This window comes from Amycolatopsis sp. NPDC004625 (genome assembly GCF_040609695.1).
In the GTDB taxonomy this organism is placed as follows: Bacteria; Actinomycetota; Actinomycetes; order Mycobacteriales; family Pseudonocardiaceae; genus Amycolatopsis.
In genome coordinates this window covers 112,989-137,215 of sequence record NZ_JBEXKX010000024.1, presented here as the reverse complement: position 1 = coordinate 137,215, position 24,227 = coordinate 112,989, and the positions used below count along the sequence as shown (strand labels likewise).

Genomic DNA, 24,227 nt, shown 5'->3' with positions numbered 1-24,227 from the left:
GGCGCTACCGTGCAGCGCGTGGCCAAGAGCGAAGAAACGCGGTCCCTGATCGTCACGACCGCCATGCGGCTGTTCGGCGAAAACGGCTACGACCGCACGACGATGCGGGCGATCGCCGCCGAGGCGGGCGTCTCCGTCGGGAACGCCTACTACTACTTCTCGTCCAAGGAACAGCTGATCCAGGGGTTCTACGACGAGATGGCCCAGCAGCACCTGGCGACGGCGCGGCCGCTGCTGGACGGCGAGACCGGCTTCGCCGCCCGCCTCAAGGCCGTGCTGCTGTGCTGGCTCGACGTCGCCGGGCCCTACCACCGCTTCGGCACGCAGTTCTTCGTCAACGCCGCCGACCCGGAGTCGCCGCTGAGCCCGTTCAGCGACGACTCCTCGGCCGCCCGCGAAGCGTCGATCGGCCTCATGCGCGAGGTCGTCGAGGGCTCCGACGTCAAGCTCGACCCGGAACTGCGCGCGCAGCTGCCGGAGCTGCTGTGGCTCTACCAGATGGGCGTGGTGCTGTTCTGGGTCCACGACCGTTCGGCCGGCACGAAACGCAGCCGGATGCTGGTCGAGCGCAGCGTGCCGCTGCTGGCCCGGCTGGTCGCGCTCTCCCGGCTCCGGCTGTTCCGGCCCGTCAGCCGGGAGATCGTCGGCCTGATCGCCGACCTCACCAAGCGGGACTGACCGCCCGGAAGTACAGGAACCGCGGCCGGGTCCGCAGGGTGGCCGTCCACTTCGGATCGGCGGCCTCGGCCGCCGGGTCCGGCATCGGCTCCACCAGGCGGTCCACCGCGAAGCCGGCGTCGCGGAGCGCCTGGAACGTCCAGCTCAGCGGGCGCCGGTAGAACCGCACCACGTTCCCGGGCGGGAACTCGTCCTCCAGCAGTTCGAGCTCGAAGTAGTTTTCCTTGCCGAACCACCGCCAGTCCTCGCCGGGGTGGTGCACCGAGAACACCAGCACCCCGCCGGGCGCGAGGACCCGGCGGAACTCCGCCAGCACCGGCCCCCAGTCCGGCAGGTAGTGCAGCACGAGGGACGCGGTGACGACGTCGATCGAGGCGTCCGGCAGGTCCAGGGGCCGCGCGAGGTCGGCGACCTCGAACCGGGCGGCGTCGCCGAACTTCCGGCGGGCGACGGCGATCATCCCGGCGCTGGAGTCGACCCCGAGGACGTCGGCACCCCGCTCGGCCAGGAGCGCGCTCAGGTGCCCGGCCGCGCAGCCGGCGTCGAGCACGCGCTGGCCCGTGACGTCGCCGGCCAGGTCGAGGATCGCGGGCCGGTCGTAGAGCGCGTTGGTGACGGACTTCTCCGCGTGCTCGGCGTAGGCCTCGGCGTGGCTGTCGTACTGCTCGGCGCGGGCGCGGCCGATGATCTCCTCGACCACCTCCGTCTTGGCGTCGGCGTAGTTCTGGACGTACGTCCACGTCTTCGCGGCGAGTTCACGCTTCTTCGCCGCGTACAGTTCCCGCTCCTCCGGGTGCGAGCGCAGGCGGTCGCGGAAGAGGCGGTAGCGCGGTGTCTGGCCGTTGCCCGGCGAGTACACGTGCAGGTTGATGTTCGTGTCCGGGCCCTTGAACATCCGGTGCTTCTCCCAGCCGGGCTCCCGGATCGTCACCCGGTACCCCGCCGCCTCCAGGGCCGGGAGGTAGGCGTCCTCGTCGTCGGAATCCGGTACCTCCAGGAGGATGTCGACGATCGGCTTGGCGCACAGCCCCGGCACCGACGTCGAGCCGACGTGCTCGAGGACGAGCACCCGCTCCCCCAGCACCGCCCGGATCCGCTCGGCTTCCCGCTCGAAGAGCCGTGGCCACTCCGGGTCGTAATCGGCGAGCGTGACGGTCGACTGGAGCTTCGGCGCTTCGCCGACAAACGCCGCCTGGACCTCTTCGTCGCTCAATGCGTCTTGACTGGTCATTCCGATAGACCCCCTTCAGCAAGGCAGTCGACCAGATTATCAACGCACGCAAGCGGTTTTCAGGTGATCGGCAGCGGCAGCAGGTTCCCGGTCGCTTCGCGCAGCGCGTCCCGCATCGCCGCCCGCGGGGCCGGACGGCCGGTGAAGTGCTCGGCCTGGCCGAATGCCTGGTGCAGCAGCATGTCCAGCCCGGTCGCGAGCCGGCCGCCGCGGGCCGCGACCGCTTCGGCGAGCGGCGTCGGCCACGGGTGGTAGATGACGTCCAGGACGTGCGCGACCACGGCGAGGTCGGCCACGTGCGCGACGACCGCGTCCGGCGGCACGGTGTTCACCAGCACCGCCGCGCCCGCCGCCAGGGCCGCGAAGTCCGTCTCCGACCAGCGCAGGACGTCGACGTCGAGCGAGGCCCGCTTGGCCGCGTCGAGGGTTTCGCCGGCCCGGGCCGGTTCGCGCACGACCAGGCGCACCTGCCGCACGCCGAGGTCCGCGAGCCCGACGACCGCCGCCGCCGCGGTGCCGCCCGCGCCGAGCACGACCGCGGTGTCCCCGGAGGACGGCTCGTAGCCGCCCGCAGCCCGCAGAGCGCCGGTGACGCCCTCGACGTCGGTGCAGTCCGCGAGCCAGCCCGCGGGCGTGCGGACCAGGGTGTTGGCCGCGCCGACGGCGGCCGCCCGCGGCGTCACCTCGGCCGCGTGGTCGAGGGCGGCGCGCTTGCCCGGCATGGTCACCGAGAACCCGGCCCACTCCGGGCCGAGGCCGTCGACCAGCGCCGGGAGCTCCGCGGCGCCGGCCTCGATCCGCTCGTACGTCCAGCCGGTCAGGCCGAGCGCGGCGAACGCGGCGCCGTGCAGCACCGGGGACAGCGAGTGCGCCACCGGTTTGCCCAGCACCGCCGCCTTGCGCGGCTCAGAAGACACCGCGTTCCTTGGCGAGGTTGACGTTCTTCTTGTGGTCGTCGAAGCTGACCGCGAAGCAGGACAGGCCGTTCTTCTCGCACTTGACGAAGTACACCCAGTCGCCCTCGGGCGGCTTGACCGCGGCCTTGATCGCGTCCGGGCTCGGCACCGCGATGGGGGTCGGGGTCAGCCCGGTCATCTTGTAGGTGTTGTACGCCCCGGCGCGGTCGCGGTCGTCGTCGTTGGTCGCCAGCGTCGGCCGGTCCAGCACGTAGTTGACCGTGGAGTCCATCTGCAGCCGCATGTTGATCTTCAGCCGGTTGTAGATGACCCGCGAGAGCTTGCCGAAGTCGGCCTTCACCGCCTCGCGCTCGATGATCGAGGCGATGATCAGCGTCTGGTACGGCGTCATCCCGGGACCGGTCGACTGCGGGGTCAGCCCGGCGACCTGGATCGCCTCGGCCGAGCTGTGCACCAGCTGCCCGAGGATCTCCTGGGCGGTGGACCCGGGCTTGACGTCGTAGACGCCGGGCGCGATCAGGCCTTCCAGCCGGCGGTCCTTGCGGTCGGCCTTGTTCGCGGGCTCGATCGCCCAGTCCGGCACGCCGAGCTGCTTGAGGTCCGCCGCGTCGACGGCCTTGCGCAGGTCGTCGGCCGAGACGCAGGTGCTCTTGCCGTTGAGCTGCGCGCAGGACGCCTTGGACATCAGGCTGTACACGCCGGGCGTGACCTTGCCGTCGGGCTGGGTGATGTCGTCGAACTGCGTGTACGGCCGGATTTCCAGCTGCCCGACGCGCGCGTCCGGGGTGGTGATCCGGTCGACCGCGCTGGCCCCGGACATGTGCGCCTTCATCACGTAGAAGCCGTGCTGGACCCGGGCGAGCTTCGGGTTGTCCTCGCCGGCCTTCACGAACGCCTTGCCGCTGGCGACGATGCCCGCCGAGGCGAGCTTCGCGCCGATCGCGGACGTCGTGTCGCCGTCGTCGACCTGGAACACGACGTCGTCGGTGCCGGCGCCTTCGAAGTCGTCGTAGCCGAAGATCTTGTTGAAGCCGTACCAGGCCCCGCCCGCGAGCAGGGCGATCACCGCGACCGCGGCGATCCAGCCGACGGCGCGCTTGCCCTTCTTGCGCGGCTTTTCCGGCTCTTCCTCGTAGTCGTCGTACTCCTCGTCGTACTCCGGGTCGTACTCCGCCCCGTCGTACTCGTCGTAGCCGTCGTACTCGTCGTAGTCCGCGTACTCGTCGTCCTCGGCGAGCGGCTCTTCGCGCGGCGCGCGGGGCGGCTCGGCCGGGGGCAGCGGGGCGAGCGCGGGCAGGACGTCGGTGACCGGTTCCTCGCGCACCGGCGGGGCCGGCGGACGGCGGCGGCGCGGATCGGCACCGGGTTCGGGCACGCCTGCGGACCGGTCACCCGGCTGGGCGGGCCGCCGGGCGGGCGGTTCGGGAACGGCGTCGGGGTCCGGCGCGGTGCGGCGGCGCCGCGAATCGGCGGCCTCGGGCGCGTCGGGAGCGCGGCGGCGGCCCGTTTCCCGCGGCTCCGGTGCCGGGCCACGCCGGCCCGGCGGCGGCTCGGCCGCGTCGGGCTCGGCGCGCCGCCGTCGCGGGGACGCCGGTTCGATGCGCTCGGGCAGGGCGCGCCGCCGTCCCTCGCCCTCGTCGGGGTCCGGGACGGCACGGCGCCGGGGCGCACCGGCTTCGGCGTCGTCGGGGTCCGGTGCCCGGCGGCGGCGCGGGGCCTGCTCGATCTCCGAACCCTCGTCGAGGCCGTGGCGGGCGCGGGCGGCGCGGGCCGGGGCGGCCCGCCGCTCCTGGGGGTCGACTTCGTCGTCGGCCGGGGGCAGGGTGCCCGGCGGCTCGAGACGGCGGCGACGTCCGGACGGCGGGGCGTCGCGGCGCGGGTCGTAGGCCGGCGGCTCCGCGGGCCGGGCCCGGCGGGAGGGCTGCGGCAGGTCGTACTCGCCGCTGGGGGCCTGCCCGCGACGCGGCGGCAGCTCGTGCTGCCCGCTCGGGGTGCGGCGCGGGTCGGTACGGCGTGGAGCGGGCCGGGACGGCGGCGGGGTGGCCGCTTCCGGCTCGCGCAGTCGCCGGCGCCCGCGTGGGGGCTCAGGTGGCTGCTCGTTCATCGGTCTCCCTCCCGGGCGCGGTGCGCAGCGGCGGCGTCGATCCAGGCCTGCAGGATCTCGACGGCGGCGGCCTGGTCGACCACCGCGCGCTGCTTGCGGCCTTTGACCCCGCGCTGGGAGAGGATGCGGGATGCGGTGACCGTGGTCAGCCGCTCGTCGCCCAGCCGGACCGGCACGGGCGCTATCCGCCCGGCCAGGCGTTCAGAATACGCGATGGCCAGCTCGGCCGCCGGACCCTGGCGGTTGGCGAGCGTTCTCGGCAGGCCCACGATCACCTCGACCACCTCGTGTTCGGTGACGAGGGCGGCCAGCTGGTCCAGATCACTGTCGTCGGTCGCATCGCGGGAGAGGGTAACCAATGGCGACGCCAGCATGGGCGCCGGATCGCTCAGCGCCACCCCGACCCGGACGGATCCGACATCCACGCCGAGCCGACGGCCGCGCCCCGGATCGTCCTTGCCTGGCCGATCCGGGCCGCGGTTTCCGCGGTTAACCAATGCCGGCAATCGCCGAGCGCAGCGCCGTGACCGCCTCGGCCGCGCCGGCCGGGTTCGTGCCACCGCCCTGGGCCATGTCGGGCTTGCCGCCGCCCCGGCCGCCGATCTTCCCGGCGAACGACGGCACGAGCTTGCCCGCGGCGATGCCCTTGTCCTGGGCCGCCTTGGTCGTCGCGACGACGAAGCTCAGCTTCTCGCCGGCCGGCGAGAACAGCGCCACGACCCCGGCCCGCGTGCCGAGCCGGCCACGGATGTCCGAGGCCAGCGCGCGCAGGCCGTTGCCGTCGACGTCCGGGACGACCTCGGCCACGACAGTGACTCCGCCGATCTCCTGCGCCTTGTCGACCAGCGCGCCCGCCGAACCCAGCACCTGCTGGGTCTTGAGCTGCGCGATCTCCTTCTCGGCGTTCTTCAGCCGGGAGAGGACGTCGTCGATGCGGCCGGGCAGCTGGTCCGACGGCACCTTGAAGGTGTTCGCCAGCTGCGAGACCAGCAGCTGCTCCTTGCGGACGTACTTGAGCGCGTCCGTGCCGACCAGCGCCTCGACGCGGTGCACGCCCGAGCCGATGGAGGCGTCCGAGACCAGCTTGACCAGGCCGAGCTGGCCGATCCGGTCGACGTGCGTGCCACCGCAGAGTTCGCGGGAGTAGTCGCCCATGTCGACCACGCGGACGTCGTTGCCGTACTTCTCGCCGAACAGCGCGACCGCGCCCAGCTCGAGGGCCTTGTCCTTGGTCGTGGTGTAGCTCTGGACCTCGACGTTGGTCTGGAGGTAGTCGTTGACCTCCTCCTCGACCTCGGTCAGCACGTCGGACGACACCGAACCGGGCGTGGTGAAGTCGAACCGCATCCGGCCGGGCGAGTTCAGCGAGCCCGCCTGCGCCGCGCGCTTGCCGTACGCGCCGCGGACGGCCGCGTGCACCAGGTGCGTCGCGGAGTGCGAGCGCTCGATCGAGAGGCGGCGGTGCGCGTCGACCGAGCCGGTGACCTTGGAGTCCAGGCCGACCTCGCCGTCGACCACCTCGACGCGGTGCACGTACAGGCCCGGCACGATCTTCTGGACGTCCAGGACCTTGAGCTCGACGCCGTCGCCGAGCAGCACGCCGGTGTCGGCGACCTGGCCACCGCTCTCGGCGTAGAACGGCGTCCGGTCGAGGACCAGTTCCGCCTTCTTGCCCGCCGAGACGCTGCGGACCGGCTGCCCGTCTTCGAGCAGCGCCACGACCTTGGCCTCGGCCTGCAGGTCGGTGTAGCCGAGGAACTCGGTCTCGCCGTGCTGCTCCAGGACCTTCCGGTACTCCGAGAGGTCGCCGTGGCCGGTCTTGCGGGACGCCGCGTCCGCCTTCGCGCGGGTGCGCTGCTCGTTCATGAGCGTGCGGAAGCCGTCCTCGTCGACGGTCAGGCCCTGTTCGGCCGCCATTTCGAGGGTGAGGTCGATCGGGAAGCCGTAGGTGTCGTGCAGCTGGAAGGCCTTGTCGCCGGCCAGCACGTCGCCGCCGCCGCGCTTGGTCTCCTCGGCCGCCATGTCGAAGATGCGCGAACCACTCGTGAGGGTCGAGAGGAAGGCTTCCTCTTCGATCCGGACGACCTCGTTGATCCGGTCGAAGCCGCTGACGAGCTCGGGGTAGGTCGGGCCCATGGTGTCGCGGACGACCGCCGCGAACGCCTGCAGCACCGGCTCGTGCACGCCCAGCAGGCGCGAGGAGCGGATGATCCGGCGCAGCAGGCGGCGCAGCACGTAGCCGCGGCCGTCGTTGCCCGGGGTGACGCCGTCGCCGATGAGCATGACGCCGGTGCGGGCGTGGTCGGCGATCACGCGGAAGCGGACGTCGTCGGCGTGGTTGCCGCCGTAGCGGCGGCCGGAGAACTCCTCCGCGCGGCCGATGACCGGGCGCACGAGGTCGGTCTCGTAGACGTTCTCGACGCCCTGCAGGATCGTCGCGACGCGCTCGACGCCCATGCCGGTGTCGATGTTCTTCTTCGGCAGCTCGCCGATCGGCGGGTGCCCGAGCTTGGGGCTCAGGTCGCCGCGGACGTCCTGCATGAAGACGAGGTTCCAGATCTCGATGTAGCGATCCTCGTCGGCGACCGGGCCGCCCTCGCGGCCGTACGCCGGGCCGCGGTCGTAGTAGATCTCCGAGCAGGGGCCGCCGGGACCGGGCACGCCCATGTCCCAGTAGTTGTCCTTGCCGTCGCGGGCCTGGATGCGCTCGCCGGGCAGGCCGGTGAGCTTGCGCCACAGGCCGGCCGCCTCGGAGTCGTCGTTGTAGACGGTCGCCCAGATGCGCTCCGGGTCGAGGCCGAAGCCGCCTTCGGTCTGGGGCTTGGTGATCAGCTCCCAGGCCGCCTCGATGGCGCCTTCCTTGAAGTAGTCGCCGAAGGAGAAGTTGCCGGCCATCTGGAAGAAGGTGTTGTGCCGGGTGGTCTTGCCGACCTCGTCGATGTCCGGCGTGCGCACGCACTTCTGCACGGAGGTCGCGCGCGGGTACGGCGGCGGCGCCTCACCGAGGAAGTACGGCTTGAACTGCACCATGCCGGCGTTGACGAACAGCAGGTTCGGGTCGTCGAGGATCAGCGGCGCGCTGGGCACGCGCGTGTGGCCGCGGCCTTCGAAATGGCGCAGGAAACGGTCGGTGATTTCGTGTGTGTCCACGGGTCAGTCCTTGTAGAGGTTCGGAACGGGGTCGGCGGCTACGGCGAAGGGCTCCGGGCAGGCCCGGATCAGCCCTCCGCCCGGCGAGCTCGCCGGACCGGGCGCCGGGCGGCCGCGTGCCGTCCCTCGGCGCGGGGCGCGCTCACGCCCGTCCGCTCCTCGACCATGTCGTGCAGCTCCTGTTCCCGCTCGTTCATGCCCGCCCGCACCTCGGCGCCGAACGAACCCACGGCGCCCGCCAGCTCGCGCACGGCATCCCCCAGGTTCGATGCTAACCCGGCCGGAGTGGCCTGACGAGCGGTTTCGGCGGCCTTGCGGGAGAGCACGACCCCGGTGACGACGCCGACGCCGAGCCAGAACAGCCGCTTCATTTCCCGGCCTTCCTGGCGGCCTTGAGAGCGCTCTTCTTCTTGCGCGCCTTGATCGCCTTGGACAGGCCGTAGGACAGGGCCGCGGTCTTGACCAGCGGGCCGCCCAGGGTGGCGGTGAAGACCGACGTCAGCGCGGAGACGTTGCCGGTCATCGCCTGCGCGTTCGCGGTGATCCCGTCGACCCGCTCGAGCTGGGTGTTGACGTGCGTGATCGTCTCGTTCGCGCCGATCAGCAGCGGATCGGTGTTGCTGTTGGTGCGCTCGATCGCCTCGGTGGCCGCGTCCAGCGTCTTGCCGAGCTTGATCAGCGGGATCGCCAGCAGGACGACCAGCACCACGAATGCTCCTGCGGCGATCAACGCGGCGATCTGCCCTGCCGACACGGGCCCTCCTCGGTTCAGGGGTCGGGATGCCGCCTGAGGTTACCGCCTGGCCGGGTCCCCGACCGTGTCACCCCGCCGGGCCCGGAAAACCCCTCGCCCGGAGGCCGCGGACCGCCGGAACTGTCGGTGCCCGCCGGTAGAGTCGAAAACGGGGGGCGCCCCGGCGGCCTGGGGTTTCCTGCCTACCGGTCCCTGACGACCGCCCGGTACAGCGCGGCCATGTCCTCGTCGCCGTACCCGGCCCCGACCGCCGCCTCCAGGTGGGCCAGCACCGCCTTCGCGCCCGCCACGTCGGCGTCCTCGCCGGCCGCCTCCACCACCAGGCGGGCGTCCTTCGCCGCCAGGCTCGCCGGGAACGCCGGCGGGTACTCGCCCGCCAGCATCGCGCCGCCCTTCGCGTGCGCGTAGCCCACGTCCAGGCCGCCGCCCTTGATCGTCTCCAGGAACAGCTGCGGGTCCAGGCCCAGCGCCCGGGCCAGGCCGAGGCTCTCGGCCGTTCCGTTCGTCAGGGCCAGCACCCAGGCGTTCATCACCAGCTTCAGGCGGCTTCCCCGGCCCGCCGGGCCGAGCCACTGCGTCTTCACGGCGACCGCGTCGAACACCGGCGTCGCCTTCGGGCGGGCCTCCTCCGGGCCGGACGCCAGGACCTGCAGCTGCGCCTGCTCCGCCGGCTGGCGGGTGCCCAGCACGGGGGCGTCGACGAACACCACGCCCGCCTTCTCGGCCATGGCGGCCAAGCGGTCGGTCCACTCGAGTCCGACCGTGCTCATCTGCAGCCACAGCGTCCCCGAAGCGGGCGAAGCGGCCTCGAAGGCTTCAGCGACGGCCGGGCCGTCGGCGAGCATCGTGACGAGGGTGTCCGCGCCCTCGGCCGCGGCAGCTGCCGAGGACGCCACCGTGGCCACGTCGGACAGGGGCTCGGCCTTGGCGCGGGTCCGGTTCCAGACCCGGACGTCGAGGCCCGCCCTGGCGATGTTGGCCGCCATCGGGGCGCCCATGATCCCGGTTCCGAGAAACGCGACAGTCATGCCGCCATCGTCGCCGACCCCGGGCGGCCCCGCGCGCTCAGTAGTCGCCGAGCAGGCAGAACGGGTGGCCGGCCGGATCGGCGTAGACGCGCCAGCCGCGGCCGCCGAGGTCCGGGTCGAGCAGCCGCCCGCCGTGGGCCAGGACCTGGTGGTGCGACTCGCGCAGGTCGTCGACCTCGAAGTCGAGGTGGAACTGCTGCGGGAACGCGGGGTCCGGCCAGCGCGGCGGCTGGTGGCCGTACGCCCGCTGGAAACCCAGCACCAGCCCGTTCACGTGCAGGGTGGACCAGTCGTCGTCGACGCGCCACCGCGGGTCGGGCCGGTCCACTTCGCCGCCGAGCAAGGCCTGGTAGAAGCGGGCGAGCACGAGCGGTTCCGGACAGTCCAAGACGATGCACTGCAGCGTCGCGGGCACGGGTACGCCTCCTGCCGTCGCTGCGGCCTTCGCCTGTTCCGGGCCGCCTCGAAGGGGGAAAGTTTACGAACCCCGATGATCTTGGCCACTCCGGCCCGCACTCCGGGCGAACGGTGTTCAACAGCGCGTGAAGCCGCCTTCACGCAGTGATCACCGCCCGCGGATCGTCCGGCGCAGTTTGGGGACGCGATCGGCGAGCGTCCGCTCGGCCCCGCGCTGGGTCGGCTCGTAGTAGTCCCGGCCCACCAGGTCGTCCGGCGGGTACTGCTGGGCCAGCACCCCCTCGGGCACGTCGTGCGGGTACCGGTAGCCCTGCGCGTTGCCCAGTTTCTTCGCGCCCGCGTAGTGCCCGTCGCGCAGGTGCGGCGGGACCGTGCCGGCCAGCCCGGCGCGGACGTCCGCGAGTGCGGCGTCGATGCCCTTGATCACCGCGTTGGACTTCGGCGCGGTGGCCAGGTGCACGGTCGCCTGCGCGAGCGCCAGCCTGCCCTCCGGCATGCCGATGAACTGCACCGCGTGCGCGGCCGCGACCGCCGACTGCAGCGCCGTGGGGTCGGCCATCCCGATGTCCTCGCTCGCGTGCACCACCAGCCGCCGCGCGAGGAACCGCGGGTCCTCCCCCGCCTCGATCATCCGGGCCAGGTAGTGCAGCGCGGCGTCCACATCGGACCCGCGGATCGACTTGATGAACGCGCTGATCACGTCGTAGTGCTGGTCGCCGTCGCGGTCGTAGCGCACCGCCGCCTTGTCCACAGTGGACTCGACGGTGGGCAGGTCGATCGTCTTCGCCTCGGTGGCCGAGGCCGCGTCCGCCGCCGCCTCCAGCGCGGTGAGCGCCCGGCGGGCGTCTCCGCCCGCGAGCCGGACGAGGTGGGCGCGCGCGTCCTCGGTCAGGGTCAGCTCGCCGCCGAGGCCGCGCTCGTCGGCCAGGGCGCGCTCGAGCAGCTGCGTGATGTCCTCGTCGGTGAGCGGGCGCAGCTGCAGCACCAGCGAGCGCGACAGCAGCGGCGAGACGACGGAGAACGACGGGTTCTCGGTGGTCGCCGCGACCAGCAGCACCGTGCGGTCCTCGACCGCGCCCAGCAGCGCGTCCTGCTGGGTCTTGGAGAACCGGTGCACCTCGTCGATGAACAGCACGGTGTTCTCGGTGTTGTACTGCCGGCGCCGCCGCGCCTCCTCGATGACCCCGCGGACCTCCTTGACGCCCGCGGACAGCGCCGACATCGCGACGAACCGGCGGCCGGTGGCGATCGAGACGAGGTTGGCCAGCGTCGTCTTGCCCGTGCCGGGCGGGCCGTAGAGCAGCACCGACGCCGGTGCGGCGCCTTCGACCAGCCGCCGCAGCGGAGCCCCTTCGCGCAGCAGGTGCTGCTGGCCGACGACCTCGTCGAGCGAGCGCGGCCGCATCCGCACGGCCAGCGGCGAGCTGGCCGGGTCCGCCTGCCGCTCGTCCGCGGTCGACGTCGTCCGCTCCGGGGGCGGCGCGATGTCGGCGTTCACGGTGAAAAGCTCGTCCTGTGCCACACCGAAGACGTTAACCGACACCACCGACAGAACCGCTTGCCCCGGTCCCCGCATCGGCGCTACCGTCGTACTGACCGGTTGACCGAAAGTGCGAATCCGGTCAACACGTCAAACCCTCAACGAACCCGCAGGTGGACGACCGCATGAGCCATCCCAACCGCGAACGCGCCGACCGGATCCTGGACGCGGCGGGCGAGCTGCTGCTGCGCATGGGCTACCGCAAGGTGGCGGTGGACGACATCGCGCGCGCGGTCGGCATCGGCAAGGGCACCGTCTACCTGCACTGGCGCAACAAGGAACTGCTGTTCCAGGCGCTGATGATGCGCGAATCGGCCGACCTCACCGACGAGGTCCTGCAGGCGATCGAGGCCGACCCGGCGATGATCCTGCCGCACCGGATGATCCCGGAGTCGTTCCTGATCACGCACCGCCGTCCGCTGGTGATGGCGATGCTGCGCGGCAACGCCGAGATGTTCGGGTCCCTCGGCGACCTCGCGCTGCACAAGCAGCAGGACGAGCTGCGCGCGCAGTTCGAGGAAACCATGCTGCGGCACGGGCTGATCCGCGCGGACGTGCCGAACCTGAGCTACGCGCTGAGCGCCTCGACGCTCGGCTTCTACCTGGGCGACACGCTTTCGCACGAGTTCGAGGACGTTCCCCTCGAAGCGAAGGCGGCCGTCCTCGCGCACGTGATCCGCACCGCGTTCGAGCCGGCCGGGGAGCCCGATCCCGGCGTGGTCGCGGAAGTGGCAGCGGAACTGGGCTCGGCGCTCGAGGAGCTCGTGTCGAGCTACCGCAACGGGATCTACGCACACGATCCCGCCAGGCCACCCGGGTAGCTCCCGGGGTTGCACAGGGGAAAGGGGCGGAAATGACCACCACACTCGCCGACACCTGGGGACTCCACGAATCCCAGTTCTGGTTGCGGGGAAAACAGCCGGAAAAGCAGGTCGAGTTCGCCGCGGAACTGGGGATGTGGAACGTCTACGGGCACCCGGAGGCCGAAGCGATCCTCCGCGATCCGGCGACGTTCTCGTCCGACACGTCCCGCCTGGTGCCGAAGGAGATGATGCCGGAGCTCGACGAGGACGCGCTGGCGGCGGGCAGCATCCTGCAGCTGGATCCGCCGCTGCACAACAAGATGCGCAAGCTCGTCAGCCGCGCTTTCACGCCGAAGGTGGTCGCGGACCTCGAGCCGCGGATCGCCGCGATCACCCGCGAGCTGCTCGACGCCGCCCCCACCGGCGGCCGGCTGGAGCTGGTGGCCGACCTGGCCTACCCGCTGCCGGTGATCGTGATCGCCGAGCTGCTGGGCGTCCCGGCGAGCGACCGGTACCTGTTCAAGGGCTGGGTGGACCGCATGTTCGAGTCCGCCGACCAGGTTTCCCTGGTGAATCAGGACGAAAAGCAGGGCGAAGCGATCAAGAAGTCCCTGGAGGGCCAGAAGGCGCTCATCGACTACCTGGGCGGGCACGTCGACGAGCGGCGCAAGCAGCCGCGCGAGGACCTGCTGACGAAGCTGGTCGAGGCCGAGCTGGACGGCGAACGGCTGTCCCGCGCCGAGGTCGTCAACTTCGCGAACATCCTGCTGCTGGCCGGCCACATCACCACCACGATGCTGCTCGGCAACGTGGTGCTGTGCCTGGACACCTACCCGGAGTGGGACGAGCGGGCGCGCGCCGACCGGTCGCTGGTGGCGCCGGTGATCGAAGAGTCGCTGCGGTACCTCACGCCGTTCGCGGCGGTGGGCCGCACGACGATGCGGGAGGCGGAGGTCGGCGGTGTCACCGTGCCGGCCGACCAGATGCTGCTGGTGTGGGTGGCGGCGGCCAACCGGGACGAGCGGGTGTTCGCCGCCCCTGGCCGGTTCGACCCGCTGCGCGACCCGAACCCGCACCTGGCGTTCGGCCGCGGCATCCACTTCTGCATCGGCGCGCCGCTCGCGCGGCTGGAAGGCCGGGTGGCGCTGGACATCCTGTTCGACCGCTACCCGGCGTTGCGCACGATCCCGGGTGAGCCGCCGAAGTTCCAGGTCAACCCGAACATGACGGGGGTGCGCGAACTGCCGCTCACCGTGGCGTGAGGGCGTTGCGCCCTGGGCGAAATCCCTCGCCCGGGGCGCCGCGCGTGCCCGATGGTGGGGCGGTGAACGTGGCCGTGCTGTCCGACATCCACGGGGTGCGGCCGGCGCTGGAGGCGGTCCTGGCGGAGCCGGACGTCCGGGCGGCGGACCGGATCGGGCTGCTGGGCGACCTGCTCGCCGGGCCGATGCCGGTCGAAACCCTCGAACGGCTGCAGGCGCTCGGCGACCGCGCGGTGTGGGTCCGCGGCAACGCCGACCGCGAGCCGGCGGAGTCGGCCCGCACCGGCGGTTCGTTCGTCCCGGACCCGATCTTCCCGTGGGCGGCGCGGCAGCTGCGTCCGGCCGACCTGCCGGTGCTGGACGCGCTGCCGCTGACGGTCACGCTGGGCGAGGTGCTGTTCTGCCACGCCACCCCGCGCGACGACGCCGAAATCGTGCTGGTGGACTCGTCCCCGCAGCGTTGGGCGGAGGTGCCGGCGGGGGTTTCCGCGCCGACGGTGGTCTGCGGGCACACGCACCTGCAGTTCGCCCGGTTCGCCGACCGGCGGCTGGTCGTGAACCCGGGCAGCGTCGGGATGCCGTACGGGGCGAGGGGTGCGCACTGGGCCCTGCTCGGCGAAGGCGTCCAGCTGCGGCGCACGGAGTACGACGCCGAGGCGGCGTGCCGGTACCTGACTTCGCGGTCGGCCTATCCGGACATCGAGGAGTACTTCGTCCGCAACCCGGCTTCGGACGTGGAGGCGTTGCGGGTGTTCAGCGGGCGCGGAACGAGTTCCACATGATCACCGCGGCGTAGGGCAGGAACTCGCGGCCGCGGCGCCACAGCCACGGGATGCCCTTGAGCACCAGCCACCCCACGTGCCCCGCGGTGCTCGGCTCGACGCCGCCGCTGCAGGTGAGGCTCACCGGTTCCGGCACGGCGTACCCGGCTTCGGCGAGCAGCCCGGTGAAGCCGTCGGCGAGCATGCGGTGGCCCAGTTCGGAGGGGTGCAGCCGGTCGACGCTCCACGACGCGAGGTCGTAGGCGCCGGGCAGCAGCGCGAGATCGAGGCAGGGCACGCCTTCGCGGGCGACGACCTCGTCGATGGCCGCGTTGAGCTCGGCGACGCGGGCGCTGAGGGCGCGTTTCAGCGACTGCGGGAGGCGGAAGACCTTGCTGTGGTCGTGGAACCGGACGGGCACGACGGTGGTCCCGGTCTCCCGCAGGCGGCGGATCACCTCGGTGAGGTCGGCGGCGATCCGGGCGGCGTCGAAGTCGGGCCGCAGGGTGTCGTTCATGCCGGCGACGACCAGCGCGACATCGGGCCGGTGCGCAAGGGCGGCGGGCACCTGTTCGGTGAGCACGCACCGCATCCGTGCACCGGCGAAGGAGGGGTTGAGGTAGCCGTCACCGGCAATCCCGAGCGCGGCGGCGACCAGCGGGCCGACCCCACGCCAGCCGCCCCGCCGCGGCAGGGGATCCCCGAGCCCGACGGCGGTGGAGTCCCCGAGCACGACCAGCCGCCGAGCCGGCCTCGGCCGCAGCGCCGGAACGGCGGCCAGCTGAGGCCGGCGGCCGGGTTCGGGGAGTTCGGGGGTGACATCGACGCTCATCACGGTCACGGTGACGACCATCGGCCACGCAGGCTCACAGGCGGTGAGGTCGAGGTAACGCGCCTGCGACACCGGGCCTAATTCTTGACGCGAAGCTCACGGACGCCGGAAATGTCCTGATGGCGGCGCCCACGGAGGTCGCTCCCCACGAAGGTCGAGGCTTGCCCACGAGTACCGCGCCGAAGTGACCACGGGCGGCGATCAGCTGCGGATCGCGCCGGTCGGGGCCGGTCGCCGGCCGGCTTGGTCGCCAGCCGGGCCGGTCACGCCGATCGCGCCGGTCGGGGCCGGTCGGTCGGGCCGGTCGCCAGCAGGGCCGCTCGCGCCGGTCGCCACTCGGGCCAGCCGGGCCGCCTCCCGCCCCAGAACAGCGCCCACCCTCCCAGGGGGCCGGTCCCGGTTCCAGCGTATCGAGAGCCACCGACAAGAACCGCGAAAAGCCGCCGACCCGCCTCAGCCATCCCCATCACGGCCACCCTGTGAACAACCACCCGGCCTCAGCGGAACGCCGGATAAAACGCCAGGTCCGCATGCGGCCCCAGCCGAGCCGCCAGAGCCGCTGCCACCCGGGCCGAAAACTCCGATACCGCCGTCATCCGGACATATCCCGCGTGCTTCGCCAGATCACGCCACCACGTCACGAACGCCGCCTCGCGGCTGACCGGGGCCGCGTGGCGGGAGAGGTTCAAGCCGCCCAGTTCCTCGCCCGTGATCAGCCAGACCCGCAGCAGCTCGCTCGCCGTCAGGTGCGTCGCCAGGGCTTCGTCGTCCGCGAAGGCCGGCCAGATGCCCACCACCTCCGCGCGCCAGGCGGCGATCATCGCCTCGCTCATGCCCGCCGGGAGGGCCAGGGCGTCCGGCCAGCTCGCGAACGGCAACCGCAGGTGGGCCGCGTCGTCCAGGGCCGAGCGGACGCAGCCGTACTCGAAGTCGAGGAAACGGACGCCCTGGCCCGTCACCAGGTTGTTGTCCGGGCTCAGCTCGACCGGGCTGAACGCCCGGAAGCCCGCCGACCGCGACTGCTCCAAAGCCGCCGTCACCTGCGCGCGGACGTCGTCGGGCACCGGGATGCCCAGGCGCTCCTGGATCAGGGACGGCACCCGCGCGCACAGCTCGTCGACGCCGCCGGAATCGCTCTTCGCCGGGCCGCCGAGGCGGCGCAGCAACGCATTGAAGTCCGCTTCGCGCCCCGCCGTGTTCGCGTGCAGGCGACCCAGGGAGCGGGCCCAGGACAGCAGCGCGCGTTCGGCCGCGCGGGAGTCGCGGGCGTAGAGCTTGTCCTCCAGCGTCGGTGTGCGGCCGAGGTCCTCCAGCACCAGCACGCGGTCGCGGCCGTCGTGGGCCAGCAGCTCCGGGCACATCCGCTCGTCCGGGGACAGCGCCGTGAACAGCTGGTAGCTGACCGCCTCCTGGGCGAACGGGTCGGCGCCCGCCGCCGGCTGGTCCGGGTAGTGCTTGATCACCAGCGTGCGCGGCAGCGCGAAGGACGACGACACCACTCTCGCCCGGACCACCGTCGCCGGCCCGCTACCCGCGAGGTCCTCCGGCGCGACGAGGGTGATCGGACTGCCGAACCGGCGCGAGAGAACGGACTCGCCCGCCGCGACCGCCGCGGCGACGGCGAGCTGCTCGGCTCCGGCCCCGACGCCGGCGTCGCCGGTGGACGAGGTGTCGACTGTCATTGTCACCGACCCTACTCGTGACTGAGCAACCATGACTACTGACATCCGGACAGAAAGGCGCATCCGCCCGGACACGGGTCACCCTCGTGAAAGCGGACGCGTTCCCACCGCTGAACGTTGCCCATTCCGGCGCACGATCAACACAATGGCCGCTGCTGCAACGATTCCGAGAAGGTTGACCAGCAGCTGGCCGACGGACTGGAGGCACCGGCTCCACTCCCCCGCCACCGCCGCGACGACCGCGTACCCCGCGGCCGGCACCGTGGTCACGGAAATGAACACGCCCACCAGCGCGGCCGACTTCGCCGAGGTCATGGCGAGCATCCCGGCCGCGCCGGCCAGCATCGCGACGACCAGCGACGGCACGCCGACCGAGAAGACGAAGTCGACCTCGTGGTTCCGTTCCAGCCGGAACGCGTCCGCGCCGAAGACGTCGGTCGCACGCACGAGCAGCGCGCCGCCCAGCGTCACGACCATCGCCAGCGGGAAGCCGGCGCCCAGCGCGGCACCCGCCCGGCGGACGAGGTCCCAGCGGCGCAGCACGCTCCCGACCGCGAGCGCGGCGAGCGGGCCGAACTCCGGGCCGACCACCATCGCGCCGACGATGGTGACCGCGGAGTTCGTCAGCACGCCGACGGCGGCCAGCAGGCACGCGATGGTGAGGAAGGCCAGGAACGTCACGTTCAGCCGGGATTCCTCGCCGGTGCGCGCAACCAGCTCCTCCCACACCACGGCGTCCGCGGCCTCGCCCGGCGCCGCCTCTTCCGCCCGGTCGGCGGCGTCGGACAGCGCCGTGTCCAGCGATTCCAGCGTGATGCCGCCGGTGTGGTCGAGCTCGAGCGCGCACAGGGCGTCGATGATCTCGTCCGCCGCCTCGCGCGCGATGTCGGCCTCGACCAGGTCACCCGCCGGTTCGACGGCCGCGCCGCGGTGCACGACGAGGTGCGCCGTGCCGGCGTGGGCCCGCAGGATGCCGAGTGCCTCGCCGGTCTTCTCCGGCGGGCACACGGCCCTGAGGTGCAGCACTAGTTCTGCGGGGCGGCGGCCGGTTTCGCGTCGATGCCGGCCTCCTTGCGCTGCTGCGCGGTGATCGGCGCCGGCGCCGCGGTCAGCGGGTCGTACCCGCCGCCGGTCTTCGGGAACGCGATCACGTCACGCAGCGAGTCGGCCTTGGCCAGCAGCATGACGATCCGGTCCCAGCCGAACGCGATGCCACCGTGCGGCGGCGGGCCGAAGGCGAAGGCGTCGAGCAGGAAGCCGAACTTCTCCTGCGCCTCCTCCTCGCCGAGGCCCATCAGGCTGAAGACGCGCTTCTGGACGTCGCCGCGGTGGATACGGATCGAGCCGCCGCCGATCTCGTTGCCGTTGCAGACGATGTCGTAGGCGTAGGCCAGGGCGTTGCCCGGGTCCTGCTCGAACTTGTCGATCCACTCCGGGGTCGGCGAGGTGAACGCGTGGTGCACCGCGGTCCACTTGCCGGAGCCGACGGCGACGTCGTCGCCGATGTCCTCGACCGGCGCGAACAGCGGCGCGTCGACGACCCACACGAACGACCAGGCGTTCTCGTCGATCAGGCCGAGCCGCTTGCCGATCTCGTCGCGCGCGGCGCCGAGCAGCGGCTGCGTCGACGCGGCCTTGCCCGCGGAGAAGAAGATGCAGTCGCCCGGCTTGGCGCCGGCCGCGGCGGCGACGTTCTCGCGCTCGGTCTCGGACAGGTTCTTCGCGACCGGGCCGCCGAGCGTCCCGTCCTCGTTGACGAGGATGTACGCGAGGCCGCGGGCGCCGCGCTGCTTCGCCCACTCCTGCCACGCGTCGAGCTGGCGGCGCGGCTGGTCGGCGCCGCCGGCCATCACGACCGCGCCGACGTACGGGGCCTGGAACACGCGGAACGGCGTGTCGGCGAAGAACTCCGTCATGTCGGTGATCTCGAGGTCGAAGCGCAGGTCCGGCTTGTCGGAGCCGTACTTGGCCATCGCCTCGTGGTAGGTGATGCGCGGGATGGGCCGCGGGATCTCGTGCCCGATCAGCTTCCACAGCGCGGACACGATGTCCTCGCCCAGCGCGATGACGTCGTCCTGCTCGACGAAGCTCATCTCGATGTCGAGCTGGGTGAACTCGGGCTGGCGGTCGGCGCGGAAGTCTTCGTCGCGGTAGCAGCGGGCGATCTGGTAGTACCGCTCCATGCCGCCGACCATGAGCAGCTGCTTGAACAGCTGCGGCGACTGCGGCAGGGCGTACCAGGAGCCGGGCTTGAGCCGGGCGGGCACCAGGAAGTCGCGCGCGCCTTCGGGCGTCGAGCGGGTCATCGTCGGGGTCTCGATCTCGACGAAGTCCTGGTTGTGCAGCACCTCGCGCGCGGCGCGGCTGACCTCGCTGCGCAGGCGCATGGCCGCGGCCGGGCCGCTGCGGCGCAGGTCCAGGTAACGGTGCTTGAGGCGGACCTCTTCGCCGACGTCGACGCGGTCGTCGATCGGGAACGGCAGCGGCGCGGCCTCGGACAGCACCTCGAGCTGGGTCGCGAGGACCTCGATCTCGCCGGTCGGGATCTCGGCGTTGGCGTTGCCCTCGGGGCGCTTCGCGACCTCGCCGACGATCTTCACGCAGAACTCGGAACGCAGGGCGTGCGCGCGCTCGGCCATCTCGCCCTCGCGGAAGACGACCTGGGCGACGCCACTGGCGTCCCGGAGGTCGATGAAGATGACGCCGCCGTGATCGCGCCGCCGGGCCACCCATCCGGTGAGGGTGACGGTCTGTCCGGCCTGTCCGGCACGCAGGGTGCCGGCTTGATGGGTGCGGAGCACTGCGACTGCTCTCCTTCGACATGGGTGGTTCAAGCTGCCTAAAGGCTAACGAACCACTCAGCCTACGACGTCGGCAGGCTGGCAGGGCGCCGAGGTCAGAGGACGTACTTGGGCCGGATCTCCAGCGCGGCGACCAGCCGGTGGGCCTGGGCCAGGTAGGCGGGCACCTGGTAGATGCGCCCGCCCGGGTTCGCCACCAGCCAGCTCGCGGCCGCGGACGCCGACGCGAAGAACGGCTGCCCCGCGCAGGCGACCGCGTCTGCCCCGTACAGGTCGAAGCCGAGGTCGACCGCCGCGACCACCACCGACGGCGGGTCGACCAGCAGGATCGCGCCGGCGGTCAGCTCGATGCGGATGCGGGTCCCGGTGACCGGGCAGGTCGCCGTCGCGTGCACGCGCTCGCCGGTGGCGATGGCCAGCAGGAACATGTCCACCGTGCCGTCGGGGCCGGCACCGAGGGTGCCTTCGGCCGGTTCGAGGCGGTGGTGGGCGCCGCGCGGGGCCGGGCCGGTGGAGACCAGGTCGCGGTGCAGGGTGAAACCGATCAGCTCGACCAGCCGCCGGGCTTCGGCCGGGGGCACGCCGACCGTCGCGGCCAGCCGGTCGACCCCCACCGGGTGCCGGCCGGCCCGCGTCAGCTTGAGGGCGGCCCAGGCGAGCCGGGCCGCCGCGACGCGGTCGGTCTGCGAGGTCGTCACGTCCGGCTCCTTCCGATCCCTTCGACGTTAGGCGCCGGTGACACGCGACGACAACGACACGATCGGACATTTTGGCGCAAGCCGAAGACACCGGACCGCAAACGGACCCGGATTGACGCGAACGGCGCAGCGCGTCACCCGGTCGGTCCACAAAGGACCGTCAGAGCAGGCGCAGCTGCTCTGACGGGACGTCCGCCGGCGCGGCCGGCGCCGGGCCGCGCAGGTCGAAACCCGTCTTGGTGTCGAGGCCGTGGCGCCGCAGCAGCGGCGCGACCCGCTCGGCAAGCCGCTCCCGGTACGCCTTCCGCACGTAACTGCCCCGCGCGTACAGCTCGCGGTAGCGCGGGACGAGCTCCGGGTGCGTGCCGGCCAGCCAGCGGCCGAACCACTCCCGCGCGCCCGGCCGCAGGTGCAGCGCGAACGCCGTGACGCTGGTCGCGCCGACCTCCGCGAGCTGCGCGAAGAGCGCGTCCAGGGCCTCGGCGGAGTCGGTCAGCCACGGCAGCACCGGCGCGACCAGCACCGAACACGGCAGCCCGGCGTCACGCGCCTTGCGAACCAGCTCCAGCCGCGCCCGCGGGCTCGGCGTGCCGGGTTCGAGGCGGTGCTGCAGCTCTTCGTCGAGCAGCGCGATCGACACCGCGAGGCCCACCGGGACGTCGGCGGAGACGTCCTTCAGCAGCGGCAGGTCCTGGGCCAGCACCGTGCCCTTTGTCAGCACCGACAGCGGGGTGCCGGACCGGGCCAGCGCGGTGATGATGCCCGGCATCAGCCGGTAGCGGCCCTCGGCGCGCTGGTAGGGGTCGGTGTTGGTGCCCATCGCGACCGGCTCGCGCCGCCACGACGGCTTCTTCAGCTGCGCGGCCAGCACCTGCGGCGCGTTGATCTTGACGACCACCTGGGTGTCGAAGTCGCGGCCGGCGTCGAAGTCGAGGTAGGTGTGGGTGTTCCGGGCGAAGCAGTTGTGCGACACCATGCCGTCGGCCACGAAGTCGCCGGTGCCGGTGGTGATGTCGAACAGCGGCAGCTGCAGGCCCAGCGCCTCGATCGCCTCGATGCGGCGGCGGCTCGCGCCGATCGCCGCTCCGTCGAGCGACCGCTTCCAGCCCACGGCGGGGTTGCTCACGTGCAGGAACCGCAGGACTTCGCCGACCCCGCCGAGCAGCCGGATTTCCTGGCGCGTCGGGAACTTCGGCACCTCGTCGAGCTGGTGGGTGAAGCCGAAGCCGGCGAGCGCGGCGATGAAGGCGTCGGCGATTTCGGGTTCGTCGTGCGCCACCGCGAGCACACCGCGGCCGTAGCCGCCCGCGAGGTCGAAGACGCCGGCGAGGAACCCGCGCTGCCAATGGGCGTCCGGATCCGGCGGCACCTTGAGAAAACCGACCGACGCACCGAAGTCCGGCAGGTATTCCAGGGCCCGCGCGGCGGCGTCCGGCTCCGCGGCGAACCCGCCGGAGCGCAGCATCCCGCAGAGGTAGCCGGCCCGGTAGCCGAGCGTCTCGTCGGGGGTCGGGGCGAACCGGCCGACGCCGATGAGCTCGGTGCCGGGCGTCAGGTGCGGCCGCTGCGCGGCGCCGAACTTGCTGCCGGTGACGTGCTTCCAGCCCTTGCTGGTGAGGAACCGGTGATCGCCACCGGCGACGAGCCGGGTGCCGTCCTCGAGCGTCACCCGGTAGGCGGCGCGCAGGGTGGTCCAGTGGGCCTCGACCCGGGTGGGCACCAGCCGCCGGGCGGCGCCGTGGCCGCGGGTGCCGTAGATCTCGTCGCCGACCTGCAGATCGGACAGCGCCCGCGTCCGGCCGTCGGCCATCAGGATCCGGGTGCCGCCTTCGAGGCAGTAGGTGCAGGCGTGCGAGCACCCTCGGTAGGGGTTGACGGTCCAGCCGAACGGCACGCCGGACCCGGCGGGCACCTTGTTCAGCACCGACCGGGCGTGCACCTCGTGAAAGGTGACGCCGTCGAATTCCGGTGACCGCACCGATCGCACCAGGCCCTCCAGCCCGGGCAGTGCCGGTTCACCCTCCCCTGTCCGCTGCCGATCCCATCGCACGGCGCCAGTCGAACATATGTTCTAGACGGGTGTCAAACCGGTTCGGGACAGGCGGATCATGTGGTGCTGGTGTGACTGCTGGGGTGGTTCAGGACGAAAACCGGTCCAGCGCCCGGATCTTGTTCGTCGCGTCCAGCGCCGCCACCTTGTACGCCTCCGACAGCGTCGGGTAGTTGAACACCGCGTCCACCAGGTAGTCGACCGTGCCCCCGCAGCCCATCACCGCCTGTCCGATGTGGACCAGGTCGGTCGCGCCCGTGCCGAACACGTGGACACCGAGCAGCTTCCGGTCCGCTGTGGACACCAGCAGTTTCAGCATCCCGTAGCTGTCCCCGGTGATCTGGCCGCGGGCCAGCTCGCGGTAGCGGGCGATGCCCACCTCGTACGGCACCGCCGACGACGTCAGCTGGGCCTCCGTCGCGCCGACGTACGAGATCTCCGGGATCGTGTAGATGCCGATCGGCTGCAGGGCGCCCAGCTCGTGCGCCGGCTCGCCGAACGCGTGGTAGGCCGCCAGCCTGCCCTGGTCCATCGACGTCGCCGCCAGGGCCGGGAAGCCGATCACGTCGCCGACCGCGTAGATGTGCGGGACCGCCGTCCGGTAGTTCTCGTCGACCACCAGGCGGCCGCGCTCGTCGGCGGCCAGGCCCGCCGCCGCCAGGTCGAGCTCGCCCGTCATGCCCTGGCGGCCGGCCGAGTACATCACGCCGTCGGCCGGGATGCGCTTGCCGCTGACCAGGGTCGTGATCGTCGCGTCGGCGGACACCGCCACGTCCGCGACCTTCTCGCCGAAGCGGAACGTGACCCCGAGGTCGCGCAGCTGGAACTTCAGGGACTCGACGATCTCCGGGTCGCAGAAGTCGAGCATGTGGTCGCGCTGCTCGACCACCGTCACGCGCGAGCCGAGCGCGGCGAACATCGACGCGTACTCGATGCCGATCACCCCGGCACCCACCACGACCAGCGACGACGGGATCTGCTCGAGCCGCAGGATCTCGTCGGAGTCGAGCACGCGGGCGGCGTCGAAGTCGACGTGGGCCGGCCGCGCGGGCCGGGTGCCGGTGGCGATCACGACGTGGTCGGCCGACAGCGTGCGCCGGTCGCCGCGGTGGCGGCCCTCGACGACCACGGTGTGCGGGTCGGCGAACGAGCCGGTGCCGTCGACCAGGTCGACGTGGTTGCGCATCAGCTGCGCGCGCACGACCTGGACCTCGCGCCCGACGACGTGCTGGGTGCGGGCCAGCAGGTCGGCGATGGTGATGTCCTGCTTGACCCGGTAGCTCGCGCCGTAGAGCTCGCGCTGGTTCATGCCAGTCAGGTAGAGCACCGCTTCGCGCAGCGTCTTGGACGGGATGGTGCCGGTGTTGACGCACACCCCGCCGACCATGTCGTGCCGGTCGACGACCGCCACCTTCTTGCCGAGCTTCGCCGCGGCGATGGCGGCCTTCTGCCCGCCGGGGCCCGAACCGATGACGATGAGGTCGTACTCGTGCTCGCTCACGAGTCGAGCCTGCGCACC

At 72.2% G+C, this 24,227-nt stretch carries 21 protein-coding genes; 4 read left to right on the top strand and 17 right to left on the bottom strand.

What is annotated here, in order from left to right:
* Positions 1–18 precede the first annotated feature (18 nt).
* Complete coding sequence (locus tag ABZW17_RS26440; protein WP_354819523.1) at positions 19–678, top strand: TetR family transcriptional regulator; 660 nt, start codon at positions 19–21, stop codon at positions 676–678.
* Here ABZW17_RS26440 and ABZW17_RS26435 read toward each other — a convergent pair.
* From ABZW17_RS26435 to ABZW17_RS26390, 10 genes are all read right to left on the bottom strand, one after another.
* Positions 662–1,909: a GrpB family protein gene (locus tag ABZW17_RS26435; protein ID WP_354819520.1), complete on the bottom strand. Its 1,248-nt coding sequence runs from the start codon at positions 1,907–1,909 to the stop codon at positions 662–664. The genes ABZW17_RS26440 and ABZW17_RS26435 overlap by 17 nt on opposite strands.
* Positions 1,910–1,968: 59 nt before the next feature.
* The gene (locus ABZW17_RS26430; RefSeq protein WP_354819589.1) at positions 1,969–2,799 is read right to left on the bottom strand and encodes a shikimate dehydrogenase; all 831 of its coding nucleotides are present in this window, start codon (positions 2,797–2,799) and stop codon (positions 1,969–1,971) included.
* A 16-nt stretch (positions 2,800–2,815) separates the two neighbouring features.
* Positions 2,816–4,930, bottom strand: coding sequence for an endolytic transglycosylase MltG (gene mltG / locus ABZW17_RS26425; RefSeq protein ID WP_354819517.1), 2,115 nt, complete (start codon positions 4,928–4,930; stop codon positions 2,816–2,818).
* Positions 4,927–5,355 carry a Holliday junction resolvase RuvX gene (gene ruvX, locus ABZW17_RS26420; protein ID WP_257927331.1) on the bottom strand — a complete coding sequence of 143 codons (429 nt, stop codon included), beginning with the start codon at positions 5,353–5,355 and terminating at the stop codon, positions 4,927–4,929. Before ruvX ends, mltG begins: the two co-directional genes overlap by 4 nt.
* Before the next feature lie 64 nt (positions 5,356–5,419).
* Entirely contained in the window at positions 5,420–8,080 is a 2,661-nt protein-coding gene (gene alaS / locus ABZW17_RS26415; protein ID WP_354819514.1) for an alanine--tRNA ligase, read from the bottom strand.
* A 68-nt stretch (positions 8,081–8,148) separates the two neighbouring features.
* Complete coding sequence (locus tag ABZW17_RS26410) at positions 8,149–8,451, bottom strand: hypothetical protein (RefSeq protein ID WP_176176199.1); 303 nt, start codon at positions 8,449–8,451, stop codon at positions 8,149–8,151.
* Positions 8,448–8,834 carry a DUF948 domain-containing protein gene (locus ABZW17_RS26405; protein WP_354819510.1) on the bottom strand — a complete coding sequence of 129 codons (387 nt, stop codon included), beginning with the start codon at positions 8,832–8,834 and terminating at the stop codon, positions 8,448–8,450. Before ABZW17_RS26405 ends, ABZW17_RS26410 begins: the two co-directional genes overlap by 4 nt.
* Before the next feature lie 182 nt (positions 8,835–9,016).
* Positions 9,017–9,862 carry an NAD(P)-dependent oxidoreductase gene (locus ABZW17_RS26400; protein ID WP_354819507.1) on the bottom strand — a complete coding sequence of 282 codons (846 nt, stop codon included), beginning with the start codon at positions 9,860–9,862 and terminating at the stop codon, positions 9,017–9,019.
* Positions 9,863–9,899: 37 nt separating this feature from the next.
* Positions 9,900–10,277, bottom strand: a complete 378-nt coding sequence (locus ABZW17_RS26395) for a VOC family protein (protein WP_354819504.1) — start codon at positions 10,275–10,277, stop codon at positions 9,900–9,902.
* Positions 10,278–10,427: 150 nt separating this feature from the next.
* Positions 10,428–11,801, bottom strand: a complete 1,374-nt coding sequence (locus tag ABZW17_RS26390) for a replication-associated recombination protein A (protein ID WP_354819501.1) — start codon at positions 11,799–11,801, stop codon at positions 10,428–10,430.
* A 143-nt stretch (positions 11,802–11,944) separates the two neighbouring features.
* Here ABZW17_RS26390 and ABZW17_RS26385 point away from each other — a divergent pair, with 143 nt between their 5' ends.
* The 3 genes from ABZW17_RS26385 to ABZW17_RS26375 all read left to right on the top strand — a co-directional run bounded on the left by ABZW17_RS26385 (position 11,945) and on the right by ABZW17_RS26375 (position 14,666).
* The gene (locus ABZW17_RS26385; protein ID WP_354819498.1) at positions 11,945–12,640 is read left to right on the top strand and encodes a TetR/AcrR family transcriptional regulator; all 696 of its coding nucleotides are present in this window, start codon (positions 11,945–11,947) and stop codon (positions 12,638–12,640) included.
* A 32-nt stretch (positions 12,641–12,672) separates the two neighbouring features.
* Positions 12,673–13,884 (top strand): cytochrome P450, encoded by a 1,212-nt coding sequence (locus ABZW17_RS26380; protein WP_354819495.1) that lies wholly within the window; start codon positions 12,673–12,675, stop codon positions 13,882–13,884.
* 62 nt (positions 13,885–13,946) lie between these two features.
* Positions 13,947–14,666 carry a metallophosphoesterase family protein gene (locus ABZW17_RS26375; protein WP_354819492.1) on the top strand — a complete coding sequence of 240 codons (720 nt, stop codon included), beginning with the start codon at positions 13,947–13,949 and terminating at the stop codon, positions 14,664–14,666.
* Here ABZW17_RS26375 and ABZW17_RS26370 read toward each other — a convergent pair.
* The 7 genes from ABZW17_RS26370 to sthA all read right to left on the bottom strand — a co-directional run bounded on the left by ABZW17_RS26370 (position 14,638) and on the right by sthA (position 24,209).
* Entirely contained in the window at positions 14,638–15,498 is an 861-nt protein-coding gene (locus tag ABZW17_RS26370; protein WP_354819585.1) for an SGNH/GDSL hydrolase family protein, read from the bottom strand. The two genes, ABZW17_RS26375 and ABZW17_RS26370, sit on opposite strands and share 29 nt — an antisense overlap.
* Before the next feature lie 476 nt (positions 15,499–15,974).
* Entirely contained in the window at positions 15,975–17,159 is a 1,185-nt protein-coding gene (locus ABZW17_RS26365; RefSeq protein WP_354819490.1) for a phosphotransferase, read from the bottom strand.
* Positions 17,160–17,237: 78 nt separating this feature from the next.
* On the bottom strand, positions 17,238–18,185 hold the full coding sequence (locus ABZW17_RS26360) for a DUF389 domain-containing protein (RefSeq protein WP_354819487.1): 948 nt from the start codon (positions 18,183–18,185) through the stop codon (positions 17,238–17,240).
* Positions 18,185–19,960: an aspartate--tRNA ligase gene (aspS, locus tag ABZW17_RS26355; RefSeq protein WP_354819484.1), complete on the bottom strand. Its 1,776-nt coding sequence runs from the start codon at positions 19,958–19,960 to the stop codon at positions 18,185–18,187. Before aspS ends, ABZW17_RS26360 begins: the two co-directional genes overlap by 1 nt.
* 95 nt (positions 19,961–20,055) lie before the next feature.
* Positions 20,056–20,658 (bottom strand): organomercurial lyase, encoded by a 603-nt coding sequence (gene merB / locus ABZW17_RS26350; RefSeq protein WP_354819481.1) that lies wholly within the window; start codon positions 20,656–20,658, stop codon positions 20,056–20,058.
* Between the two features lie 160 nt (positions 20,659–20,818).
* Entirely contained in the window at positions 20,819–22,708 is a 1,890-nt protein-coding gene (locus ABZW17_RS26345; protein ID WP_354819478.1) for an intein-containing Rv2578c family radical SAM protein, read from the bottom strand.
* A gap of 88 nt (positions 22,709–22,796) precedes the next feature.
* A complete protein-coding gene (gene sthA / locus ABZW17_RS26340) occupies positions 22,797–24,209 on the bottom strand; it encodes a Si-specific NAD(P)(+) transhydrogenase (RefSeq protein ID WP_354819475.1) in 1,413 nt (470 codons plus the stop codon).
* Positions 24,210–24,227: the final 18 nt, after the last annotated feature.

Bases quoted from the DNA above. Each gene is read 5' to 3' on its own strand.
- ABZW17_RS26435 (WP_354819520.1), bottom strand. From the start codon at position 1,909: ATGACCAGTCAAGACGCATTGAGCGACGAAGAGGTCCAGGCGGCGTTT.
- mltG (WP_354819517.1), bottom strand. From the start codon at position 4,930: ATGAACGAGCAGCCACCTGAGCCCCCACGCGGGCGCCGGCGACTGCGC.
- ABZW17_RS26410 (WP_176176199.1), bottom strand. From the start codon at position 8,451: ATGAAGCGGCTGTTCTGGCTCGGCGTCGGCGTCGTCACCGGGGTCGTG.
- ABZW17_RS26400 (WP_354819507.1), bottom strand. From the start codon at position 9,862: ATGACTGTCGCGTTTCTCGGAACCGGGATCATGGGCGCCCCGATGGCG.
- ABZW17_RS26385 (WP_354819498.1), top strand. From the start codon at position 11,945: ATGAGCCATCCCAACCGCGAACGCGCCGACCGGATCCTGGACGCGGCG.
- ABZW17_RS26380 (WP_354819495.1), top strand. From the start codon at position 12,673: ATGACCACCACACTCGCCGACACCTGGGGACTCCACGAATCCCAGTTC.
- ABZW17_RS26370 (WP_354819585.1), bottom strand. From the start codon at position 15,498: ATGGTCGTCACCGTGACCGTGATGAGCGTCGATGTCACCCCCGAACTC.
- ABZW17_RS26365 (WP_354819490.1), bottom strand. From the start codon at position 17,159: ATGACAGTCGACACCTCGTCCACCGGCGACGCCGGCGTCGGGGCCGGA.